This window comes from Ruegeria sp. BF6, from assembly GCF_056538665.1.
In genome coordinates, this window is sequence record NZ_JBQFTN010000001.1 from 357,684 (window position 1) to 374,388 (window position 16,705).

Annotated in this window: 16 protein-coding genes and 1 tRNA gene; 9 read left to right on the forward strand and 8 right to left on the reverse strand. The window is 55.8% G+C overall.

Going from position 1 to position 16,705, the window contains the following annotated elements; genetic code table 11:
- Positions 1-93: 93 nt before the first annotated feature.
- On the reverse strand, positions 94-1,773 hold the full coding sequence (locus tag ACR0IM_RS01800) for a BCCT family transporter (RefSeq protein ID WP_480589222.1): 1,680 nt from the start codon (positions 1,771-1,773) through the stop codon (positions 94-96).
- 335 nt (positions 1,774-2,108) lie between these two features.
- On the opposite strand from ACR0IM_RS01800, the gene ACR0IM_RS01805 reads away from it, so the two are divergent.
- Positions 2,109-3,041, forward strand: coding sequence for a LysR family transcriptional regulator (locus ACR0IM_RS01805; RefSeq protein WP_480589220.1), 933 nt, complete (start codon positions 2,109-2,111; stop codon positions 3,039-3,041).
- 288 nt (positions 3,042-3,329) lie between these two features.
- On the opposite strand, the gene ACR0IM_RS01810 is transcribed toward ACR0IM_RS01805, so the two are convergent.
- Positions 3,330-3,941, reverse strand: a complete 612-nt coding sequence (locus ACR0IM_RS01810) for a DUF1194 domain-containing protein (protein ID WP_480680647.1) — start codon at positions 3,939-3,941, stop codon at positions 3,330-3,332.
- Between the two features lie 463 nt (positions 3,942-4,404).
- Between ACR0IM_RS01810 and ACR0IM_RS01815 the strand changes: the two genes are divergently transcribed.
- The 3 genes from ACR0IM_RS01815 (at position 4,405) to ACR0IM_RS01825 (ending at position 6,482) form a co-directional block, all read left to right on the forward strand.
- Positions 4,405-4,854, forward strand: a complete 450-nt coding sequence (locus ACR0IM_RS01815; RefSeq protein ID WP_480680648.1) for a hypothetical protein — start codon at positions 4,405-4,407, stop codon at positions 4,852-4,854.
- A 665-nt stretch (positions 4,855-5,519) separates the two neighbouring features.
- The gene (locus tag ACR0IM_RS01820) at positions 5,520-5,885 is read left to right on the forward strand and encodes a hypothetical protein (protein ID WP_480680649.1); all 366 of its coding nucleotides are present in this window, start codon (positions 5,520-5,522) and stop codon (positions 5,883-5,885) included.
- Between the two features lie 183 nt (positions 5,886-6,068).
- Complete coding sequence (locus ACR0IM_RS01825; RefSeq protein ID WP_480680650.1) at positions 6,069-6,482, forward strand: hypothetical protein; 414 nt, start codon at positions 6,069-6,071, stop codon at positions 6,480-6,482.
- A 312-nt stretch (positions 6,483-6,794) separates the two neighbouring features.
- Here ACR0IM_RS01825 and ACR0IM_RS01830 read toward each other — a convergent pair.
- Positions 6,795-6,871 (reverse strand) — tRNA-Ile (locus ACR0IM_RS01830).
- Positions 6,872-6,978: 107 nt separating this feature from the next.
- On the opposite strand from ACR0IM_RS01830, the gene purM reads away from it, so the two are divergent.
- From purM to rnd, 3 genes are all read left to right on the forward strand, one after another.
- Positions 6,979-8,025 (forward strand): phosphoribosylformylglycinamidine cyclo-ligase, encoded by a 1,047-nt coding sequence (gene purM, locus ACR0IM_RS01835; RefSeq protein WP_480680651.1) that lies wholly within the window; start codon positions 6,979-6,981, stop codon positions 8,023-8,025.
- Entirely contained in the window at positions 8,022-8,618 is a 597-nt protein-coding gene (gene purN, locus ACR0IM_RS01840) for a phosphoribosylglycinamide formyltransferase (RefSeq protein WP_480680652.1), read from the forward strand. Before purM ends, purN begins: the two co-directional genes overlap by 4 nt.
- A 111-nt stretch (positions 8,619-8,729) precedes the next feature.
- Entirely contained in the window at positions 8,730-9,887 is a 1,158-nt protein-coding gene (gene rnd / locus ACR0IM_RS01845; RefSeq protein ID WP_480640311.1) for a ribonuclease D, read from the forward strand.
- A gap of 6 nt (positions 9,888-9,893) precedes the next feature.
- Here rnd and ACR0IM_RS01850 read toward each other — a convergent pair whose 3' ends face one another.
- A complete protein-coding gene (locus ACR0IM_RS01850; protein ID WP_480680653.1) occupies positions 9,894-10,412 on the reverse strand; it encodes a hypothetical protein in 519 nt (172 codons plus the stop codon).
- Between the two features lie 139 nt (positions 10,413-10,551).
- Between ACR0IM_RS01850 and ACR0IM_RS01855 the strand changes: the two genes are divergently transcribed.
- Positions 10,552-10,962, forward strand: coding sequence for a SufE family protein (locus ACR0IM_RS01855; RefSeq protein ID WP_480589202.1), 411 nt, complete (start codon positions 10,552-10,554; stop codon positions 10,960-10,962).
- A gap of 6 nt (positions 10,963-10,968) precedes the next feature.
- On the opposite strand, the gene ACR0IM_RS01860 is transcribed toward ACR0IM_RS01855, so the two are convergent.
- Positions 10,969-11,634: a DUF1638 domain-containing protein gene (locus ACR0IM_RS01860; RefSeq protein ID WP_480680654.1), complete on the reverse strand. Its 666-nt coding sequence runs from the start codon at positions 11,632-11,634 to the stop codon at positions 10,969-10,971.
- Positions 11,635-11,735: 101 nt separating this feature from the next.
- A complete protein-coding gene (locus ACR0IM_RS01865; RefSeq protein ID WP_480680655.1) occupies positions 11,736-12,434 on the reverse strand; it encodes a corrinoid protein in 699 nt (232 codons plus the stop codon).
- Between the two features lie 300 nt (positions 12,435-12,734).
- Here ACR0IM_RS01865 and ACR0IM_RS01870 point away from each other — a divergent pair, with 300 nt between their 5' ends.
- Positions 12,735-13,799: a PA0069 family radical SAM protein gene (locus ACR0IM_RS01870; protein WP_480680656.1), complete on the forward strand. Its 1,065-nt coding sequence runs from the start codon at positions 12,735-12,737 to the stop codon at positions 13,797-13,799.
- A 49-nt stretch (positions 13,800-13,848) separates the two neighbouring features.
- Here ACR0IM_RS01870 and gltA read toward each other — a convergent pair whose 3' ends face one another.
- On the reverse strand, positions 13,849-15,141 hold the full coding sequence (gene gltA / locus ACR0IM_RS01875; protein ID WP_480680657.1) for a citrate synthase: 1,293 nt from the start codon (positions 15,139-15,141) through the stop codon (positions 13,849-13,851).
- 121 nt (positions 15,142-15,262) lie between these two features.
- On the reverse strand, positions 15,263-16,663 hold the full coding sequence (gene gltX / locus ACR0IM_RS01880; protein WP_480680658.1) for a glutamate--tRNA ligase: 1,401 nt from the start codon (positions 16,661-16,663) through the stop codon (positions 15,263-15,265).
- Positions 16,664-16,705: the final 42 nt, after the last annotated feature.

Genomic DNA, 16,705 nt, shown 5'->3' on the forward strand with positions numbered 1-16,705 from the left:
CTTGAACTCGTATTTTCGGTAAATTTCTGCGAATGTCTTTGTCCTATTCGTGACCCCAGTTTTGACCTGGGGTCACAGTTGGATACACGAAAACTATTCGGCTGGCATCGTCGATGTTTCTGGATCAATAGTTGATGCGACGCCGGCGGCTTCGCGGCGCCCATCGTTCCAGATCGCTTTGATCAACGCGATGCACATTAGCGCCATGACAATTGAGAATGGCAGCGCCCCGATGACCATCGCGGTTTGGATTGCTCCTGTTCCGCCTGAGATCAGCAAGCCACCAACCACCAATGCCAGAGCAGCACCCCAGAACATGATATGCGGACGAGCCTTGGGACCTTCGTCACCAGCCGCATTGATCGTATTCACGATTAGCACAGCCGAGTCAGCCGAGGTGACAAGGAACGTCATCAACAGGATCACGATCACTACCGCCATTGCCCATGCAAGGAACTCCGCTATCGGCGCGAGCATGTACGTTGTCATGGCAAAGATCTTGTCACCATTGGCCGCATCAAGGATCACACCATTCGCGTTTCCGTTCAGCTCAAGGTCGATGGCGGTGCCTCCAGCCCATGCGAACCAGACAAAGCACATCAGCGAGGGCACGATCATTGCGCCCAGAACAAACTCACGGATGGAACGACCGCGCGAGATACGCGCCAGGAACAGCCCCACGAAGGGAGCAAACGCAATCCACCACGCCCAGTAGAACACTGGCCACCAGCCCTGCCATTGTGCCAGCAGGAAAGATTCGGACCCTTCGACGCCATCTGATGCATAGACGTTGAAGCTGAGCCAGGGCAAAGCAATCAGGTAATCCCAGATGCCGACAAAAAAGGCCTTGGCACCAAAGAATGTCGCCCCGAACAGGATGAAGAAACTCAAAAGGAAGATCGACAATGCCATGTTGATGTTCGAAAGCCACTTGATGCCCTTACCCACACCGGACAAAGCCGACATCGTCGAAGCCCCCATAATGACCAGTAGGGCGACTACGATGCCTAGCGTTGTGGCTGAACCGTCCGTATTTGCCAGACCGCCAATGCCGATACGTGTCAGACCCGCCACAAATTGCTCGACACCGAAGCCAAGTGTCTGCGCCACACCGAGGATCGTGGCAACAACGGCAACGATATCGATCAGGTGCCCAAGATTTCCCGAAAGTGCCTTGCCAAAAAGCGGTGTCAGGGATGAGCGGATCGTCAGCGGTAGCCCACGGCGATAGCTGAAGAACGCCAGTGCCAGACCTGCAATCGCGTAGCACGCCCAGGCGCCCAAGCCCCAATGCAAGTAGGACCAGACGTAAGCGGTACGCACGTTGTCTGCATCTAAGGCTGTGGTGACTCCCTGAATAACCGATGGGTTGTTCTTGAAATGCGCGACAGGTTCCGCAACGGCCCAGGTCAACATTCCAACACCGATACCTGCACCGAACATCATCGAAAACCATGAGAAATTCGAGAATTCCGGCTTTTCACCGTCAACACCCAGGTTCAAACGTCCTGCGGCTGGCCAAATGGCCAAACCAATACAGACGATAACAAACCCGGTTACGACCCAGATGTACCATGCAGCAAACTGAGCCAGAATGGCTGCGTTCCAGTCGCCGAGGATCCTGCCTGCCTGGGTTGGCCACACGATGCACCAGACTACCAGCAAACTGATGATGATCTTACTGATCACCGTGACGTTGACGCTGAACCCCCGATAAAAACCGTTATCAGCGGTCTTAATCGGAAGCTCTGAAAGAGGTGGCTTTATCGCCATAATCAACTTCTCCCTGTTTTTATTGTTTTCAGGCCGAGCAGTCTGTCTGTTTTGACCCGACCGCCCATATTCCCGGGAAACCAATGAGACCAACGATGCAAACAAGTTGCTTCGCCAATCTCATTGGGTCCGGGAGTTAAGATTTGCCGAAATTCTCAGCTTCTTAGAGCCAACGTATGCACGTGAATCTCGTTAATCGGATGTCTGTCCGCGCTTATGGCCGCGGCTTTGTTTGGTTATCATTGGCTCCCGTGTTTCTCTCACAGGGCTGCGTTCGCGCCCATTAGCACAGTTTTTGGTATATATTTTCTCTCTTTTGCAGTAGCTGAGTAGTTATGGATGACATTAGCAGAGTTAATACCAACCTAAGCCGCAACCTTGTGGCGCTTTATGCGTTCGAAATGGTTGCGAAACACGGGAACTTTACAAGTGCCGGAGACGCTCTCGGGCTGACCCAATCCTCGATCTCGCAACGGATAAAAGGTTTGGAGGTTGATCTGGGTGTTGTCCTCTTCAAGAGAGAACACCGTGGCGTTTCACTGACATACGAGGGGTTGCGGCTTTTGAATGTTGTCAGACCCGCAATGACGCAGATGAACTATGCGGTAAATTCTTTGCTTGAACGAAAAACCAAACCCAGGGTTCGAATCTCAGCCGATTTTGCGTTCTCAACTTTCTGGTTGCTACCGCGTCTTGGTTACCTCCGAGAGGAAATTGGGGATGAAATCGAAATTCAGATTTTGGCCTCAACTGTGCCGCCCGGTTTGGATGATACCGATTGCGACATTCATATCCATGTTGCGCCGAAAGACCGGATCAAACCTGATGAAATACTACTCTTGGAAGAAGTCGTCGCCGCTGTTTGCAGCCCTCAGCTATTAGAGAAGATTGGACCAATCCAATATCCCGCGGACTTGCTGGATGTTCAACTTCTGAGCCTTTCAAAACCTGCAACCGCAGCCTGGCAAACCTGGCAAGGGTGGTTTGATAGCTTTGGCATAACTGGCGAAAGGAAGAAAAATTACATCAGTTTCAACAATTACGACATGGTCACTCAGGCTGCTTTGTCAGGCGATGGCGTCGCTTTGGGTTGGATTGGATTGATTGATGATTTGCTCAGCAAAGGCTCTCTGGTGACCGTTACGGACGATTTGGTCACTAGCGACGCTGGTTATGTAATGTCACGGAGCCATACCAGTTCGGGCCGGGGTCCCAGGCTTGTGTTCGATTGGATCGCGGATCAAGTTCTAGCAACATCTATGAAATAGCGCGTTGTCGGGCTGTTCGGTCGTCTCAACCGCTAAGTCAGGTCAATTCGAAGAACGACTGCAATATAGCAACGCCTTGAAGGGACATTGAAAGCTCGCCTTTTTAGCGCTTTTGGGAATTGCAATATCTGGTCGCGAATGTCCACCAGGAACTGGAGCGCGGGCCAATGTGAATGCGGCAAACCAGCCTCTCCGAAATGACCTGTTGGGGTTCAGAGCGGATATTCGAGAGTTCCAACAAAGTGGCTTCCGGACGTCCGTCAGATCGGTTTCTACCAATGACTTTCGTTACGAAATTGGCTCACCACTAATTTCATGCAACAGCTTCAGGCGAATTGCCCAAGCGAAATCCGCATATGTGTCGACAACGATAACGAAACTGCCATGCCCACCAATCACAGCGTCTCTGAAATAGGCTTCCAGTTCAAAACTGTCATCGAGGATCGCCAGACCGTTGATCGTGATGCCCTGTTCCACAATAGCGTCGCGCACGTTCCGGGGATGCGGACCCTGGTTAGAGTGTTCATCCGACGTAATGTCGATCACCTTCCGTTTGCTTCGGAACGCGTTACGACCAAATAGCTTTTCGCCGTAGGCAAGGGCACTGCCCGTAGCTGTGCCAAAGCTGACAACCTGACGCGCTTGGTGTTCAATCGCCTCGGCAAAAGCTTCTGCACTTTCCGCGTCATGAACTCTTCGCCAGAGTACAATATCGAATTGCTGGAATGTTGCGCTCCACTGGACAAACGTAATGGCAATGCCATTGCCGCCAAGATCCTCTATCGCCCGCACCACCTGCGGATCGCGGAAGGCCCGTGCATATCCTCCGATCTGTAGATCGAATTCATCTCCACGAATGCTCGATGATGCGTCGGCCAGCAACACCAGTTCCAGTTCCACATCCGTCTCAGCATTGGCAGACACGACTGTCGCGACAGTCGCGAGAAGGAGAAAAAGCAGCCGTCTCAAAACCATACCTCCGGGGATTCAGGCGGAAATAGCAGCATTTCTGGTGATCGAACGTTATCAGATGCGGCTGCCGTTGGCGAAGGTTCTTCGTCCTCTCGCCAACAACGCGCTCAAGCCGTCATCAATACCTGGCTCAGGCAAAACATTAAGATCAGGCCACATCACGCGTTGGGCTTGCGCCCACCTGTCCCTGAAGCTCCGTCGGTAACTGGAACGTGAATTGGAGGCTGGACGCCTTCCCCTAAGGCAGATGACAGATATGTTGCAGTTCCAGCTTTCCGTCTCATCTTCACTCCTTAATGGTTCGGATGAGCCAGAAACCTTCCGTTACTCAAATTCTCTGACCAGTCCCGCAAGTGCTGATCTGAGGCATTCCGGGCGGTTGGAAACTACCATGTTGGTAAAGTTGAATTCGCTCGAATGGGCTACGGCAACACTTTCGCACAGGAAACCGTCGACGGTGGCAAGCACGGGTCAGGGGGGCGGCGTTAATCCGGCGATGATTGAGGCCCGCCATATCGCGGACGTCGGGCAACGCTGTATGAAGGACCTTCCCATCATCCGCCATCACGCCAGCAGTAAGAAATTCAAGGTGGGTGTGCGCAACGATACTCTTGTCCGCGATCTGGTCAACACGAACCGTGTCTACGGGTACGAGAATACCGTAGTTGCCATACGGCTCGGTTGGTGGTCGCAGCGCAGCGACACCGGAACAAGGTTCATACCCATACAGAAATCCCGGAAGCTGAAAGCAACCTTGGTCGACGCGTTGTCAACTATAGTCGAAGCCTTTCGGGAGGCCAGAATAGACGCCCAACGGATCAGCGTCGTGAGAGTGAGATAGGCGGCTAGAACGGTTAAACCAGAAGCGACATCCTCCCGGGAAAGCTCTGCGTCGAAACGAGCATGGAAATTCGGTGGAAGCGATCGATACCCAGCCAGGTTATCGCGCCGACAGCGCCCGCGGCAGGACCGGAAGCCAGATCCAAAAATCTTAGAGGATGATCACTCCATATCGGCGTTCGATGAAGCCCTTAACACTGCTGCTGATGCCGTGAGCAGGGAATATCACCGCAGGACATCGGCGAGAGCATCAACGGCAATCACGGTCCCAATACATGGGGCGCGGCGATCCATAAACTGGAGCGGTACATCATAAAAATGCGGAAGATAGGAAAATGAGATCGAGAACGTCGGAACCGTATTTCCGCCAGAGTAGCTAAAGTTTTTCTCTTCTGGTACATTGTTGGGCAATTTTTGATTTGGTGAATTGTTATGGCGAGTTGTCCGACATGTAGCGGATCCGGTTCGGTTTTAGACGGAAACAAATCTTGTATTAGGTGTGGTGGAAACGGGTACGTTGCATCCAATACTTCGGCCAGATGTTCGGCTTGTGGGGGTAGTGGTCAATCGACGCACGAAAACTGGGTTACGTGTTGGAACTGCGCGGGAAGAGGCTTACTCCCTGAAAGTCCGAAGCCAGCACCCCCTCCCAAAAAGAAAACTCCTGTGACGGCAAAGCCAGACGCACGCAATCAGGTAAATAGGAGTGAGTACACTCCCGCAAGTATCGTTTTTGGAGCCGGCGTCGGGTTGTTGTCCTTCGCCGTGCTAACTGAAAACTATGATTTTTCTGAGACTTGGTATCCCATAGCGATAGCTGCCGCTATTGGTCTCGTTGCAAATGCTCTATGGCCTTACATGGGGCGAGTACTAGTAGGTGCTGCCGCCGCAGGAATTGGCTTTGTGTTTCTTCCGTCATTCTTCGACTACAGTAGCGATCCGGGAGAGTTGGTGTTTCAATCTGCATTAATAGGAGTTGTTGCCAGCATTTTTTTTGGCGGGTTATTCTTACATTGGCATTCATTGCGCTAATGGTCCTTTTGTTTTTGTATTTTTCGAACCCTGAGGTTCTCGGCCTATAAGCGCTATAAGTCGTTTCGAAGAGGCGGTTGGCTTCCACTGTCTCAGGTGGAGGTTTACTGAGAGATCGGCCATATACCGGCCTTCTCGGACTGGATGGCAGATCATCTGTAGACGTCAAAATAAAGGATCTTCTTGGTAAAGGATCTGCTTGAGGCGCGTCTATCGGACGCGACCGCGCTGGTTGATACCTCTGAAACTCCTGCGGCCAATGACATTGCCCGATTTACCGATGTCGACACGGTCGAAGGCCATTCTGAAGTTGAGGTTCGCTCAGATCTGAATGTTGCTGATGGAGCCAAGGCAAACACAATCGACAGCGATCCTACAGGCATAGCCGGCGCAGATCAGACGGCCAACGCCATGAGCCTGACACTGGCAGAATATGCTGCCATCGGAACGAAGAACGCCTCGACCACCTACACGGCTACGAACGCCAATGGCAACAAATGGACCCGAGCCGACATTGATCTGGACAACAGCATTGGTGGCGATGAGGGCGATAAAAAACTTGAAGCCCGCCCGATCGGTGACTGGCAGTCCGCATAGCGCGTCTGGGAAAAATGGCACGGAGTGAAGCTCAAGATCCAGTGGTGGCGATAGCTTGAGAATGCCGTGACCGATCTGCATTCCGGCAGGTGCACCACCAAGACGCAGGATCACTGGGCAGCGATCACGGAATGGAAGGAACGCCACGACGTGCCGGCGCCGGAAAAGCTATGGGGGCGGCCAGAGGTGGATTCGGTGAGGTTTTGAATTTCGTGGGTAGTCGACAACCTAAGTGCTTGATTTCATTTAGGGTGGAAATCTAACCCCGTGGAGTAATTAAGTTTAATAAAAACAATAAGTTGGCGGATTTTCTGGTAGGCCCGGAGGGACTCGAACCCCCAACCAAAGCGTTATGAGCGCTCTGCTCTAACCAATTGAGCTACAGGCCCGCCTGAGCGCTTTGCCTATCACGGTGAACGCCCGCGTCAAGCCTGACCGTTGCAACAGGACGCACAATCGAATAACCCGCGCGGGAACCATTCATGAGGGGCTGGCCATGACGACGGGCAAGAACGGAATCACCTATGCCGATGCAGGCGTTGATATTGATGCAGGGAACGCTCTGGTCGACCGGATCAAGCCCGCGGCCAAGCGGACCAACCGCTCGGGCGTGATGAGCGGGCTGGGCGGGTTTGGTGCCTTGTTCGATCTGAAGGACGCCGGGTATCAGGATCCGATTCTGGTGGGTGCGACCGACGGCGTTGGCACCAAGCTGCGGATCGCCATTGATACTGGTGTAGTCGATGGCGTGGGCATCGATCTGGTGGCAATGTGCGTCAACGACCTGATCTGCCAAGGTGCCGAGCCGCTGTTCTTCCTCGACTATTTCGCTACCGGAAAGCTGGATACCGACACCGCCGTGCGGATCATCGAAGGCATTGCCGAGGGCTGTGTGCAGTCTGGTTGCGCGCTGATCGGTGGTGAGACGGCTGAGATGCCCGGCATGTACCCCGACGGTGATTTCGATCTGGCCGGGTTCTCGGTCGGTGCGATGGAGCGTGGAGCGCATCTGCCCGCAGACGTTCAGCAGGGTGATGTTCTGCTGGGTCTGGCCTCGAACGGGGTGCACTCGAACGGCTATTCGCTGGTGCGCAAGCTGGTTGAAATGTCGGGTCTGGGCTGGGATGCCGCGTCGCCCTTTGGGGACGGCTCGCTGGGCGAGGTACTGCTGACGCCCACGCGGCTGTATGTGAAACCAGCGCTGCAGGCGATCCGGTCAGGGGGCGTGCACGCGCTGGCCCATATCACCGGCGGCGGTCTGACCGAGAACCTGCCGCGCGTTCTGCCCGAGGGGCTGGGCGCCGAGATCGACCTGAACGCCTGGGACCTGCCGCCCGTCTTCCGCTGGATGGCCGAAACTGGCGGTATCGCCGAGACCGAGATGCTGAAGACCTTCAACTGCGGCGTCGGTATGATCGTAGTCTGCGCCGAAGATCGCGCCGACGGGCTGACTGCGCTTCTGGCCAAGGCGGGTGAGACGGTTTCACGTCTTGGCACCGTCACCGGCACCCCCGGCATGAACTATTCGGGCAAGCTGCTGTGAGTGAAAAACGCGTCGCCATCCTGATTTCCGGGGGTGGTTCCAACATGGTGTCGCTGATCGACAGCATGGTCGGAGATCACCCGGCGCGGCCCTGTCTGGTTCTGTCGAATGACGCCGAGGCAGGCGGGCTGAAAAAAGCGGCCGCGCGCGGCATCCCGACGGCGTCGGTAGACCATCGCCCCTTCAAGGGCGACCGGGCCGCGTTTGAGGCCGAATTGTTGAAACCATTGGAACAGGCGCAACCCGATATTGTTTGCCTTGCCGGGTTCATGCGGGTACTGACCGGCGATTTCGTTTCACGCTTTCAGGGGCGGATGCTGAACATCCACCCTTCGCTGCTGCCGAAATACAAAGGGCTCAATACCCATGCCCGCGCAATTGAGGCCGGGGATGCCGAACATGGATGTTCGGTCCACGAGGTGACGGCGGCGCTGGATGATGGCCCGATCCTAGGGCAGGCACGGGTGAACATCGAACCTGGCGACACACCTGAAGACCTCGCCGCCCGCGTGCTGGTGTGCGAGCACAGGCTTTATCCCGCAGTGTTGCGCCGTTACGCCAGTGGAGATCGGACTCCGGTGTTGCTGCCCTGAACGTCTCGGGGTGATTTACACATGTGTCATAATCAGCCTATGGTCTGCACTACGGCTGGGTACGGACAAGATGATCAGCCGAAGAAAACAAGAGCAAGAATAGCATCGCGCATGAAAACCCTGACAACGACGCAAGAGCTGGCCGATTTCTGCAAGGCCGCGGCGGAATATGACTATGTCACCGTAGATACCGAGTTTCTGCGCGAGCGGACCTACTATTCGAAACTCTGCCTGATTCAGCTGGCAGTTCCGTCCGAGGGCGAAGACAGCGCGGTTCTAGTCGATCCGCTGGCGGACGGGTTGTCGCTGGACCCGCTGTATGAACTGTTTGGAAACGAGAACGTGGTCAAGGTCTTCCACGCTGCTCGTCAGGACCTTGAGATTTTCTGGGTAGAGGCGGGTGTCTTTCCCACGCCCTTGTTCGACACCCAGGTTGCCGCGATGGTCTGTGGCTTTGGCGAGCAGGTGGGCTATGAAACCCTGGTACGCAAGATCTGCAAGCAGGGGGTGGACAAGACGTCGCGCTTTACCGACTGGTCCCGGCGGCCATTGTCCGAGGCGCAAAAGACCTATGCGTTGGCCGACGTGACCCATCTGCGTCAGATCTACGAACACCTTGCAACCCAGCTGGAAAAATCGAAGCGCAGTCATTGGGTGGCCGAGGAGTTGCGAACACTGACCTTGCCCACGACTTATGATGTTCGCCCCGAAGATGCGTGGAAACGGGTAAAGACACGGACGAACTCGGCCAAGTTTCTAGCCGTGGTGCGCGCGCTGGCACAGTTCCGCGAGGCTTATGCGCAGGAAAACAACGTCCCGCGCAGCCGGGTGTTCAAGGATGATGCATTGATCGAGCTGGCCTCGACCAAACCCAAGTCTCCGTCCGATCTGGGCGGCTCGCGCCTGCTGCTGCGCGAGGCGCGAAAAGGTGCAATTGCCGAGGGTATATTAACGGCCGTCAAAGAAGGGGTGAACTGTCCCTCGGACCGATTGCCGCGCGTCGACAACAGCCGTGACAAATTGAAGGTGAACCCGGCGTTGGCGGATTTGCTGCGGGTGCTGTTGAAGTCTAAAACCGAAAGTTCGGGCGTGGCTGCCAAGCTGATCGCCACCAGTTCGGAACTGGACCAGATTGCAGCGGGCGAGCGGGAATTGCCCTCCATGTCTGGCTGGCGATTCGAGGTGTTCGGCGAAGACGCCCTGAAACTCTGCGAAGGCAAGATCGCGCTGGCTGCAAAGGGCCAGAACGTCGAGGTTGTATCGCTGTAACGCCGGTTACCGGCGACGGGATTCCAATGCGTTCTGCTGTCCTACGACCCGTACCAAACGTGTGCTCTCCAGGTCTTTACTGCTGATGTTGATGGCGTCCGACACCATGCGTGACCGCTCGGTACCCTGATTGGTCGCCTTGGTTGGGTAATTCACGCGGAACGTGAATTCCAGAATGCCGTTCTTCTGGTTCTCGTCACTCACCGTGCGAACAAGCTGAGCGTTGTATGCTCCCTGGCGGGCTGCGGTTCCAGCTACATAGACAATTGCGCCGCCTGCGGTTGGGTCGATCCGCAATTCGTCAATTCTGGCAATCGGAACGCTGGTGTCCTCGACCTCGGGGCGAGAGAACAGCCCGCCGCCTTCCTTTTGTTCCGGAACCAGAACGTTGGCGTCATCTTCTGCCGGTTCAACCGGTGTGCCTGACCCGAACCAGTTGGACGGGTTGGCTCGCGAGTCCCTCCAGCTGCTGCAGCCAGAGACGGTCAGGGCGGCGACCAGAAGAACAGTAAACGTTTTTTGCATGGTGCAGGCGTCCAGAGCAGTAATTCCAGCAATGGGTTATCGCAAATTCCACGGTTTGAAAAGCCACGCTTGGGGGTGGACAGGCGCAGGTCGGCGGCATAGGTCACAATTGTGATCGCAACAAAAGGACCGCCGCAAAATGGCCACGCCTGCCTTTGAGGAAATTGTCGAGGACTTCGAATTTCTGGAGGACTGGGAAGACCGGTACCGCCATGTCATTGATCAGGGCAAAGCGATGGAGCCGCTCGACGACGCGCTCAAGGTGCCAGCCACAAAAGTTAACGGCTGCGCAAGTCAAGTTTGGCTGCACCCCATTATCGAAGGTGGTGTCTTTCGCTTTGACGGTGACAGTGACGCGCTGATTGTTCGGGGGCTGATCGCGGTATTGCGGTCGCTGTATAACGGGCTGCCGGTCAACGAGGTGCCCAAGGTGGACGCAGGCGGTGAACTGGCGCGTCTGGGTCTGAACGATCACCTGTCGGCGCAGCGTTCAAACGGGCTGCGTGCGATGATCGAACGCATCCGTGACGTCGCGCAGGAAAACGCCTGACGCGGATCAATCAGCCGGTTTGCGGTTTGCCCAATCCGTCAGCGTGGATTCGAGATCGCCATAGCCGGTAAAGCGACGTTCGAACTCCAAACCCATCCGCGCGGCGCATTCACGGGCGCGGGCGGTCAGGTCAGGATCTTCGATCTGCGCCTGATAAACCAGCTTGGTGTAATTGCCGAAATACATGTCGCGCAGTTCCGGGTGCCGGTCGAGGCCGAGAGGTTTCCAGACAAAGGCATCGAACTGGCGCGCCAGAAAGTCGGTTAGGTAAAAGGCGGTGGTTTCATCCTCGCCCCGGGTCTCAAATGCTTGATTTCCTTCGAAGAAAGAATAGCAGTGGGGGCCTTTTACCATCTCAACGCCCAATTCCTTGCACGCTTTCTCCAGCAAGCCGCCAGTGCCGCAGTCAGCATAGACAACAAAGATCTGATCATAGTGATCGCGATGCTTTGCCACCGCCTCCTGAACCGCCTGAGTGATCTTTTCCGGGTGGATATGCAGAATCGCGGGCAGACAGGTCAGCGCCATGTGGTCCCAGCCGTTTCGGCGTTTTAAATCCAGAATCTCGCGCGCAAGTGCGCCGCAGGCCAACAGCAGAATTTGCCCCTGCGTGTCAGCGGCGTAGCCCTTGGTTGTCAGGCTGGCATCGTCCGGCAATTTGTCCTGTTGCATCGGGCACCCCTCGGAAATCTATGCGACAGATAGTGCAGCTTGCGGAAACAAAAAAGGGCCGCCCGAAAACCGGACGACCCTTGAACACATAAATTGTCCGATCAGCCGGCCAGTTGGTTGTGCTTGCGCGAGACGAAATCCTTGGCCATTTCCACGGCCACAGCCGCGTCACGGCAGTAACCGTCTGCACCGATCGCTTTGCCGAACTCTTCGTTCAGCGGTGCGCCTCCAACCAGAACAATATATTCTTCGCGTAGGCCTTGTTCGACCAGCGTGTCGATCACAACCTTCATATAAGGCATGGTCGTGGTCAGCAGGGCCGACATGCCCAGAATGTCGGGCTGTTCGCTTTCCAGCGCTTCCAGATAGTTTTCGACCGGATTGTTGATGCCGATATCGACAACCTCGAAACCTGCACCTTCCATCATCATCGAAACCAGGTTCTTGCCGATGTCGTGGATGTCGCCCTTCACGGTGCCGATGACCATCTTGCCGACGCGCGGTGCGCCGGTTTCGGCCAGCAGCGGCTTGAGGATGGCCATGCCGCCTTTCATAGCGTTGGCAGCCAGCAGAACTTCGGGGACGAACAGGATGCCGTCGCGGAAGTCGTGGCCAACAACGGTCATACCACCGACCAGAGCCTTGGTCAGAATGTCATAAGGAGTCCATCCGCGTTCCAGCAGGATGTTTACACCTTCTTCGATTTCTTCTTTCAGACCGTCGTAAAGATCGTCGAACATCTGTTCGACAAGTTCTTCGTCGTTGAGTTCGGACAGGACGATGTCTTCTTCGTCGGACATGGGGCGCTTCCCTGAGCTGTGCGGACCATCGGCCCGTGGTGGCATTTTTGCCGTTTTGGCCAAAACGCCGCAGTTTGACTGTGACGATTGCGACCTCAGTAGTTTCGAGACCGACCTATACGTCAGATTCTTGCTCGGCTCGACAGAATTTTCTGCAAGATGATCCTGCATTCTGTTCAATTTCCTGCTTGCTGGTCTCGTCGGGATCAAGTGGCTGAAAAATCCTCGAAACTGTGCAGCCTGCTTGTCGGGTTCCATGAAAACCTGTATACCCAAGATGGGAACATAACGGGAACAAAGATGGCTGCACCGCATATCCGAGGCCGGGGAGCCGCCTCAAACACAGCTGGTCGGTTCGAGCAGTTCGACACCGTGCCCTGTGACGACGGCTGGGAGATTGAAGAGGATATCCCGCCTTTACGGACAGTTGTCAGAGATGAGGTCGCGCGCAGCCTGATTACGTATAACCGCTCGCCAGACCTGCCTTTTGACCGCTCGATCAACCCTTACCGCGGGTGCGAACATGGCTGCGTTTATTGCTTTGCACGCCCGACTCACGCCTATCTGGGAATGTCTCCGGGTCTGGATTTTGAAACCCGCCTGATTGCCCGCCCGAATTCGGCGGATACCCTACGCAAAGAGCTATCTGCCAAGAGCTACAAAGTGGCGACCATCGCTTTGGGAACAAATACGGACCCGTATCAGCCGATAGAGAAAAACCGCAAAATAACGAGAGATTGCCTCTCGGTTCTTCAGGAGTTCAACCATCCTGTCGGCATTGTCACCAAAGGGGCATTGATCGAGCGGGATTTGGATATTCTGGCACAGATGGCGACGAAGGGGTTGGTCCGGGTCGGGATTTCGCTGACCACACTGGATGCAGATTTGTCCCGCCGGATGGAGCCGCGCGCACCGTCACCACGGCGGCGGCTGGCCGTCATTCGCCGACTGACCGAGGCGGGTGTACCGGTGCGGGTCATGACGTCTCCAGTGATTCCGGTGCTAACGGATCACGAACTGGAATACTTGCTTGAGGCGGGCAGGGATGCGGGCGCGGATGCCGCCAGCTGGATAATGTTGCGCCTGCCGCGCGAAGTTTCGGAACTTTGGCAGGGTTGGCTGAAGGATCACGAGCCAGCACGCGCTGAAAAGATCATGTCAAAGCTGCGTGAAATGCATGGGGGCAGGGACTATGACCCACGCTGGGGTCACCGGATGCGCGGTGAAGGGGAATACGCAGGGCTGATTGCCAAGCGGTTCGCACTGGCGGTCAAACGTCTGGGGTTGGCGACGCGCACACCACCTTTGCGATACGATTTGTTTGCCCGCCCGGCTCAGATTGGTGATCAATTGACCCTGCTATAGAAAAAAGCCCCGGATGCAGGTCCGGGGCTTTGGCATTCAATCGCGGCGATCAGCGGTTCTCGATGTCCACGTAATCGCGTTTGGTTTCGCCCAGATACAACTGGCGCGGACGACCGATCTTGTTCTGCGGATCGGCAATCATCTCTTTCCATTGGCTGACCCAGCCAACGGTGCGCGACAGCGCAAAGATCGGAGTGAACATCGAGGTCGGGAAGCCCATCGCCTCGAGGATGATGCCCGAATAGAAATCCACGTTCGGGAACAGTTTCTTCTCGGAGAAATACGGATCTTCCAGCGCCTGTTTTTCAAGCGCCTTTGCAACCTGCAATTTCGGGTTGTTTTCGATGCCCAGCAGATCCAGCACTTCGTCTGCAGACTGCTTCATCACCTTGGCGCGCGGGTCGAAGTTCTTGTAGACGCGGTGGCCAAATCCCATCAGGCGGAACGGATCGTTCTTGTCCTTGGCGCGGGCGATATATTCGGGGATTCGATCGACCGAGCCGATTTCTTCCAGCATCTCCAGACAGGCCTGGTTTGCGCCGCCATGGGCAGGGCCCCAAAGGCAGGCAACGCCGGCAGCGATACAGGCGAACGGGTTCGCGCCCGAAGACGAGGCCAGACGCACGGTCGATGTCGATGCGTTCTGTTCGTGATCCGCGTGCAGAGTCAGAATCCGGTCCATCGCGCGGCTTAGGATCGGGTTGACCTCATAATCTTCGGCCGGAACGGCAAAGCACATGCTCAGGAAGTTCGACGCATAGTCCAGATCGTTGCGCGGATACACGAAGGGCTGACCGATGTGGTATTTAAACGCCCAGGCCGCAATGGTCGGCATCTTGGCGATCAGACGATGTGAGGCGACCTCGCGCTGATGCGGGTCCGAAATGTCGGTCGAGTCGTGGTAGAAGGCCGACATTGCGCCAACTACGCCAACCATGATCGCCATCGGATGCGCGTCACGGCGGAAACCGCGGTAGAAATACTGCATCTGCTCGTGCAGCATGGTGTGACGGGTGATGGTGGTTTCGAACTTTTCCAGATCCTTGGCGGCTGGCAACTCTCCGTACAGCAGCAGGTAGCAAACCTCGAGGAAGTGGGATTTCTCAGCCAGTTGGTCGATCGGGTAACCGCGGTGCAGAAGCTCGCCCTTTTCACCGTCGATATAGGTGATGGTGCTGTCGCAGCTGGCCGTCGACGTAAAGCCAGGATCATAGGTGAATACGCCAGCCTGGCCATAGAGCTTACGGATATCGATTACGTCAGGTCCCGCGGTTGGCGAATGAACCGGCAACTCGTAAGTTTCACCATGGACTTTTAGAGTGGCTGTTTTGTTGTCGGTCATTTTTGTCCCTTCCTCGTTCATGCGCGTGCCGAAAGAGTGATCGGCTGTGCGGTCGGCGGTCACGCACGGATGCGCTGACCGGGTCGTAGCGGAGCAGCGTTACCTGAATATGAACCCAGGATTAGTTTGCTGCGTCGGAAAGCCGCGCCAGAGTCTCATCGCGCCCCAGCACAAGCATCATGTCAAAAACCGAAGGTGTTACAGCGCGACCCGCCAGTATCGCCCTAAGAGGGCCGGCCAGTTTGCCAAACTTGATCCCCTGTGCCTCTGCAAAGGCGTTGAGGGCCTCCTCCAGTTCGTTTCGCGACCAGCTAGCATTTTGCAGGTGCGGCGTCAATTCTTTCAGTATACCGTCGGATACAGATTGCAGTGCCTTGGCTGCTTTTTCATCCGGGTTAATGGGGCGGGAAATCAGTGCAAAGTGAGCTTTTTCAAGCAGTTCCGGGAATGTACGCGCACGATCCTTAAGACAATACATCGCACGTTCAAGATCGCTTGATTGCTTCGCACTCAGACGGGGAAGTTCCGCTGCGTCCAGATAGGCTTCGATTTCTTGCCGCAGTGCAGCGTTATCCGAAACAGCAATATGTCGCCCGCAGAGATTTTCGAGCTTTTTCAAGTCGAAGCGGGCCGGACTTTTACCAATTCCCTCAAGATCGAACCACTCCTTCGCCTGTTCGTCGGTGAAAAACTCGTCGTCGCCGTGGCTCCAGCCGAGACGGGCCAGATAGTTGCGCATACCTGCCGCAGGGTAGCCCATCGCCTGGTATTCCTGGGCGCCCAAGGCGCCGTGACGTTTCGACAGTTTCTTGCCGTCCGGTCCGTGAATCAGCGGGATATGTGCCCAGACTGGAACATCCCAGCCCATCGCCTCATAGATCATCATTTGGCGCGCGGCATTGTTCAGGTGATCGTCACCGCGGATCACATGGGTCACGCCCATATCGTGATCATCGACCACAACAGCCAGCATATAGACCGGTGTCCCGTCTGAGCGCAGCAAGATCATGTCGTCCAGTTGATCGTTGCGGATGGTCACGTCGCCCTGCACCTGATCGCGGATCACGGTTGTGCCGTCTTGAGGAGCCTTGATGCGGATCACGAAAGGCGCGTCCGGGTGGGTCGCCGGGTCGGCATCACGCCAAGGGCTGTGGAACAGTGTTGATTTGCCGTCGACCCGGGCCTGTTCGCGGAATTCGGCGATTTCGTCCTGAGTCGAAAAGCACTTGTATGCCTTGCCCTCGTCCAGCAGCTGATGGGCCACTTCGGCGTGACGCGCTGCCCCCTCGAACTGGCTGATGACGTCGCCATCATGGTCCAGTCCCAGCCATTCCATTCCCTGCAAGATCGCCGCAGTCGCCTCGGGGGTCGAGCGTTCACGGTCGGTGTCTTCGATCCGCAGCAGGAACTTGCCGCCGCGCCCACGGGCATAAAGCCAATTGAACAGCGCGGTACGGGCTCCGCCAATATGCAGAAAACCGGTGGGTGAAGGGGCAAAACGGGTGACGACCTGATCGGACATTGTTTGGATTAACCTTTTGGTAACCGTGTCTGGCATAGTTTG

Excerpts from the sequence above, each read along its gene's own strand:
- ACR0IM_RS01815 (WP_480680648.1), top strand. The coding sequence starts at position 4,405 with ATGTTGGTAAAGTTGAATTCGCTCGAATGGGCTACGGCAACACTTTCG.
- purM (WP_480680651.1), top strand. The coding sequence starts at position 6,979 with ATGACGACGGGCAAGAACGGAATCACCTATGCCGATGCAGGCGTTGAT.
- ACR0IM_RS01855 (WP_480589202.1), top strand. The coding sequence starts at position 10,552 with ATGGCCACGCCTGCCTTTGAGGAAATTGTCGAGGACTTCGAATTTCTG.
- ACR0IM_RS01805 (WP_480589220.1), top strand. The coding sequence starts at position 2,109 with ATGGATGACATTAGCAGAGTTAATACCAACCTAAGCCGCAACCTTGTG.
- ACR0IM_RS01850 (WP_480680653.1), bottom strand. The coding sequence starts at position 10,412 with ATGCAAAAAACGTTTACTGTTCTTCTGGTCGCCGCCCTGACCGTCTCT.
- gltX (WP_480680658.1), bottom strand. The coding sequence starts at position 16,663 with ATGTCCGATCAGGTCGTCACCCGTTTTGCCCCTTCACCCACCGGTTTT.
- rnd (WP_480640311.1), top strand. The coding sequence starts at position 8,730 with ATGAAAACCCTGACAACGACGCAAGAGCTGGCCGATTTCTGCAAGGCC.
- ACR0IM_RS01865 (WP_480680655.1), bottom strand. The coding sequence starts at position 12,434 with ATGTCCGACGAAGAAGACATCGTCCTGTCCGAACTCAACGACGAAGAA.
- ACR0IM_RS01860 (WP_480680654.1), bottom strand. The coding sequence starts at position 11,634 with ATGCAACAGGACAAATTGCCGGACGATGCCAGCCTGACAACCAAGGGC.
- gltA (WP_480680657.1), bottom strand. The coding sequence starts at position 15,141 with ATGACCGACAACAAAACAGCCACTCTAAAAGTCCATGGTGAAACTTAC.
- ACR0IM_RS01870 (WP_480680656.1), top strand. The coding sequence starts at position 12,735 with ATGGCTGCACCGCATATCCGAGGCCGGGGAGCCGCCTCAAACACAGCT.
- ACR0IM_RS01800 (WP_480589222.1), bottom strand. The coding sequence starts at position 1,773 with ATGGCGATAAAGCCACCTCTTTCAGAGCTTCCGATTAAGACCGCTGAT.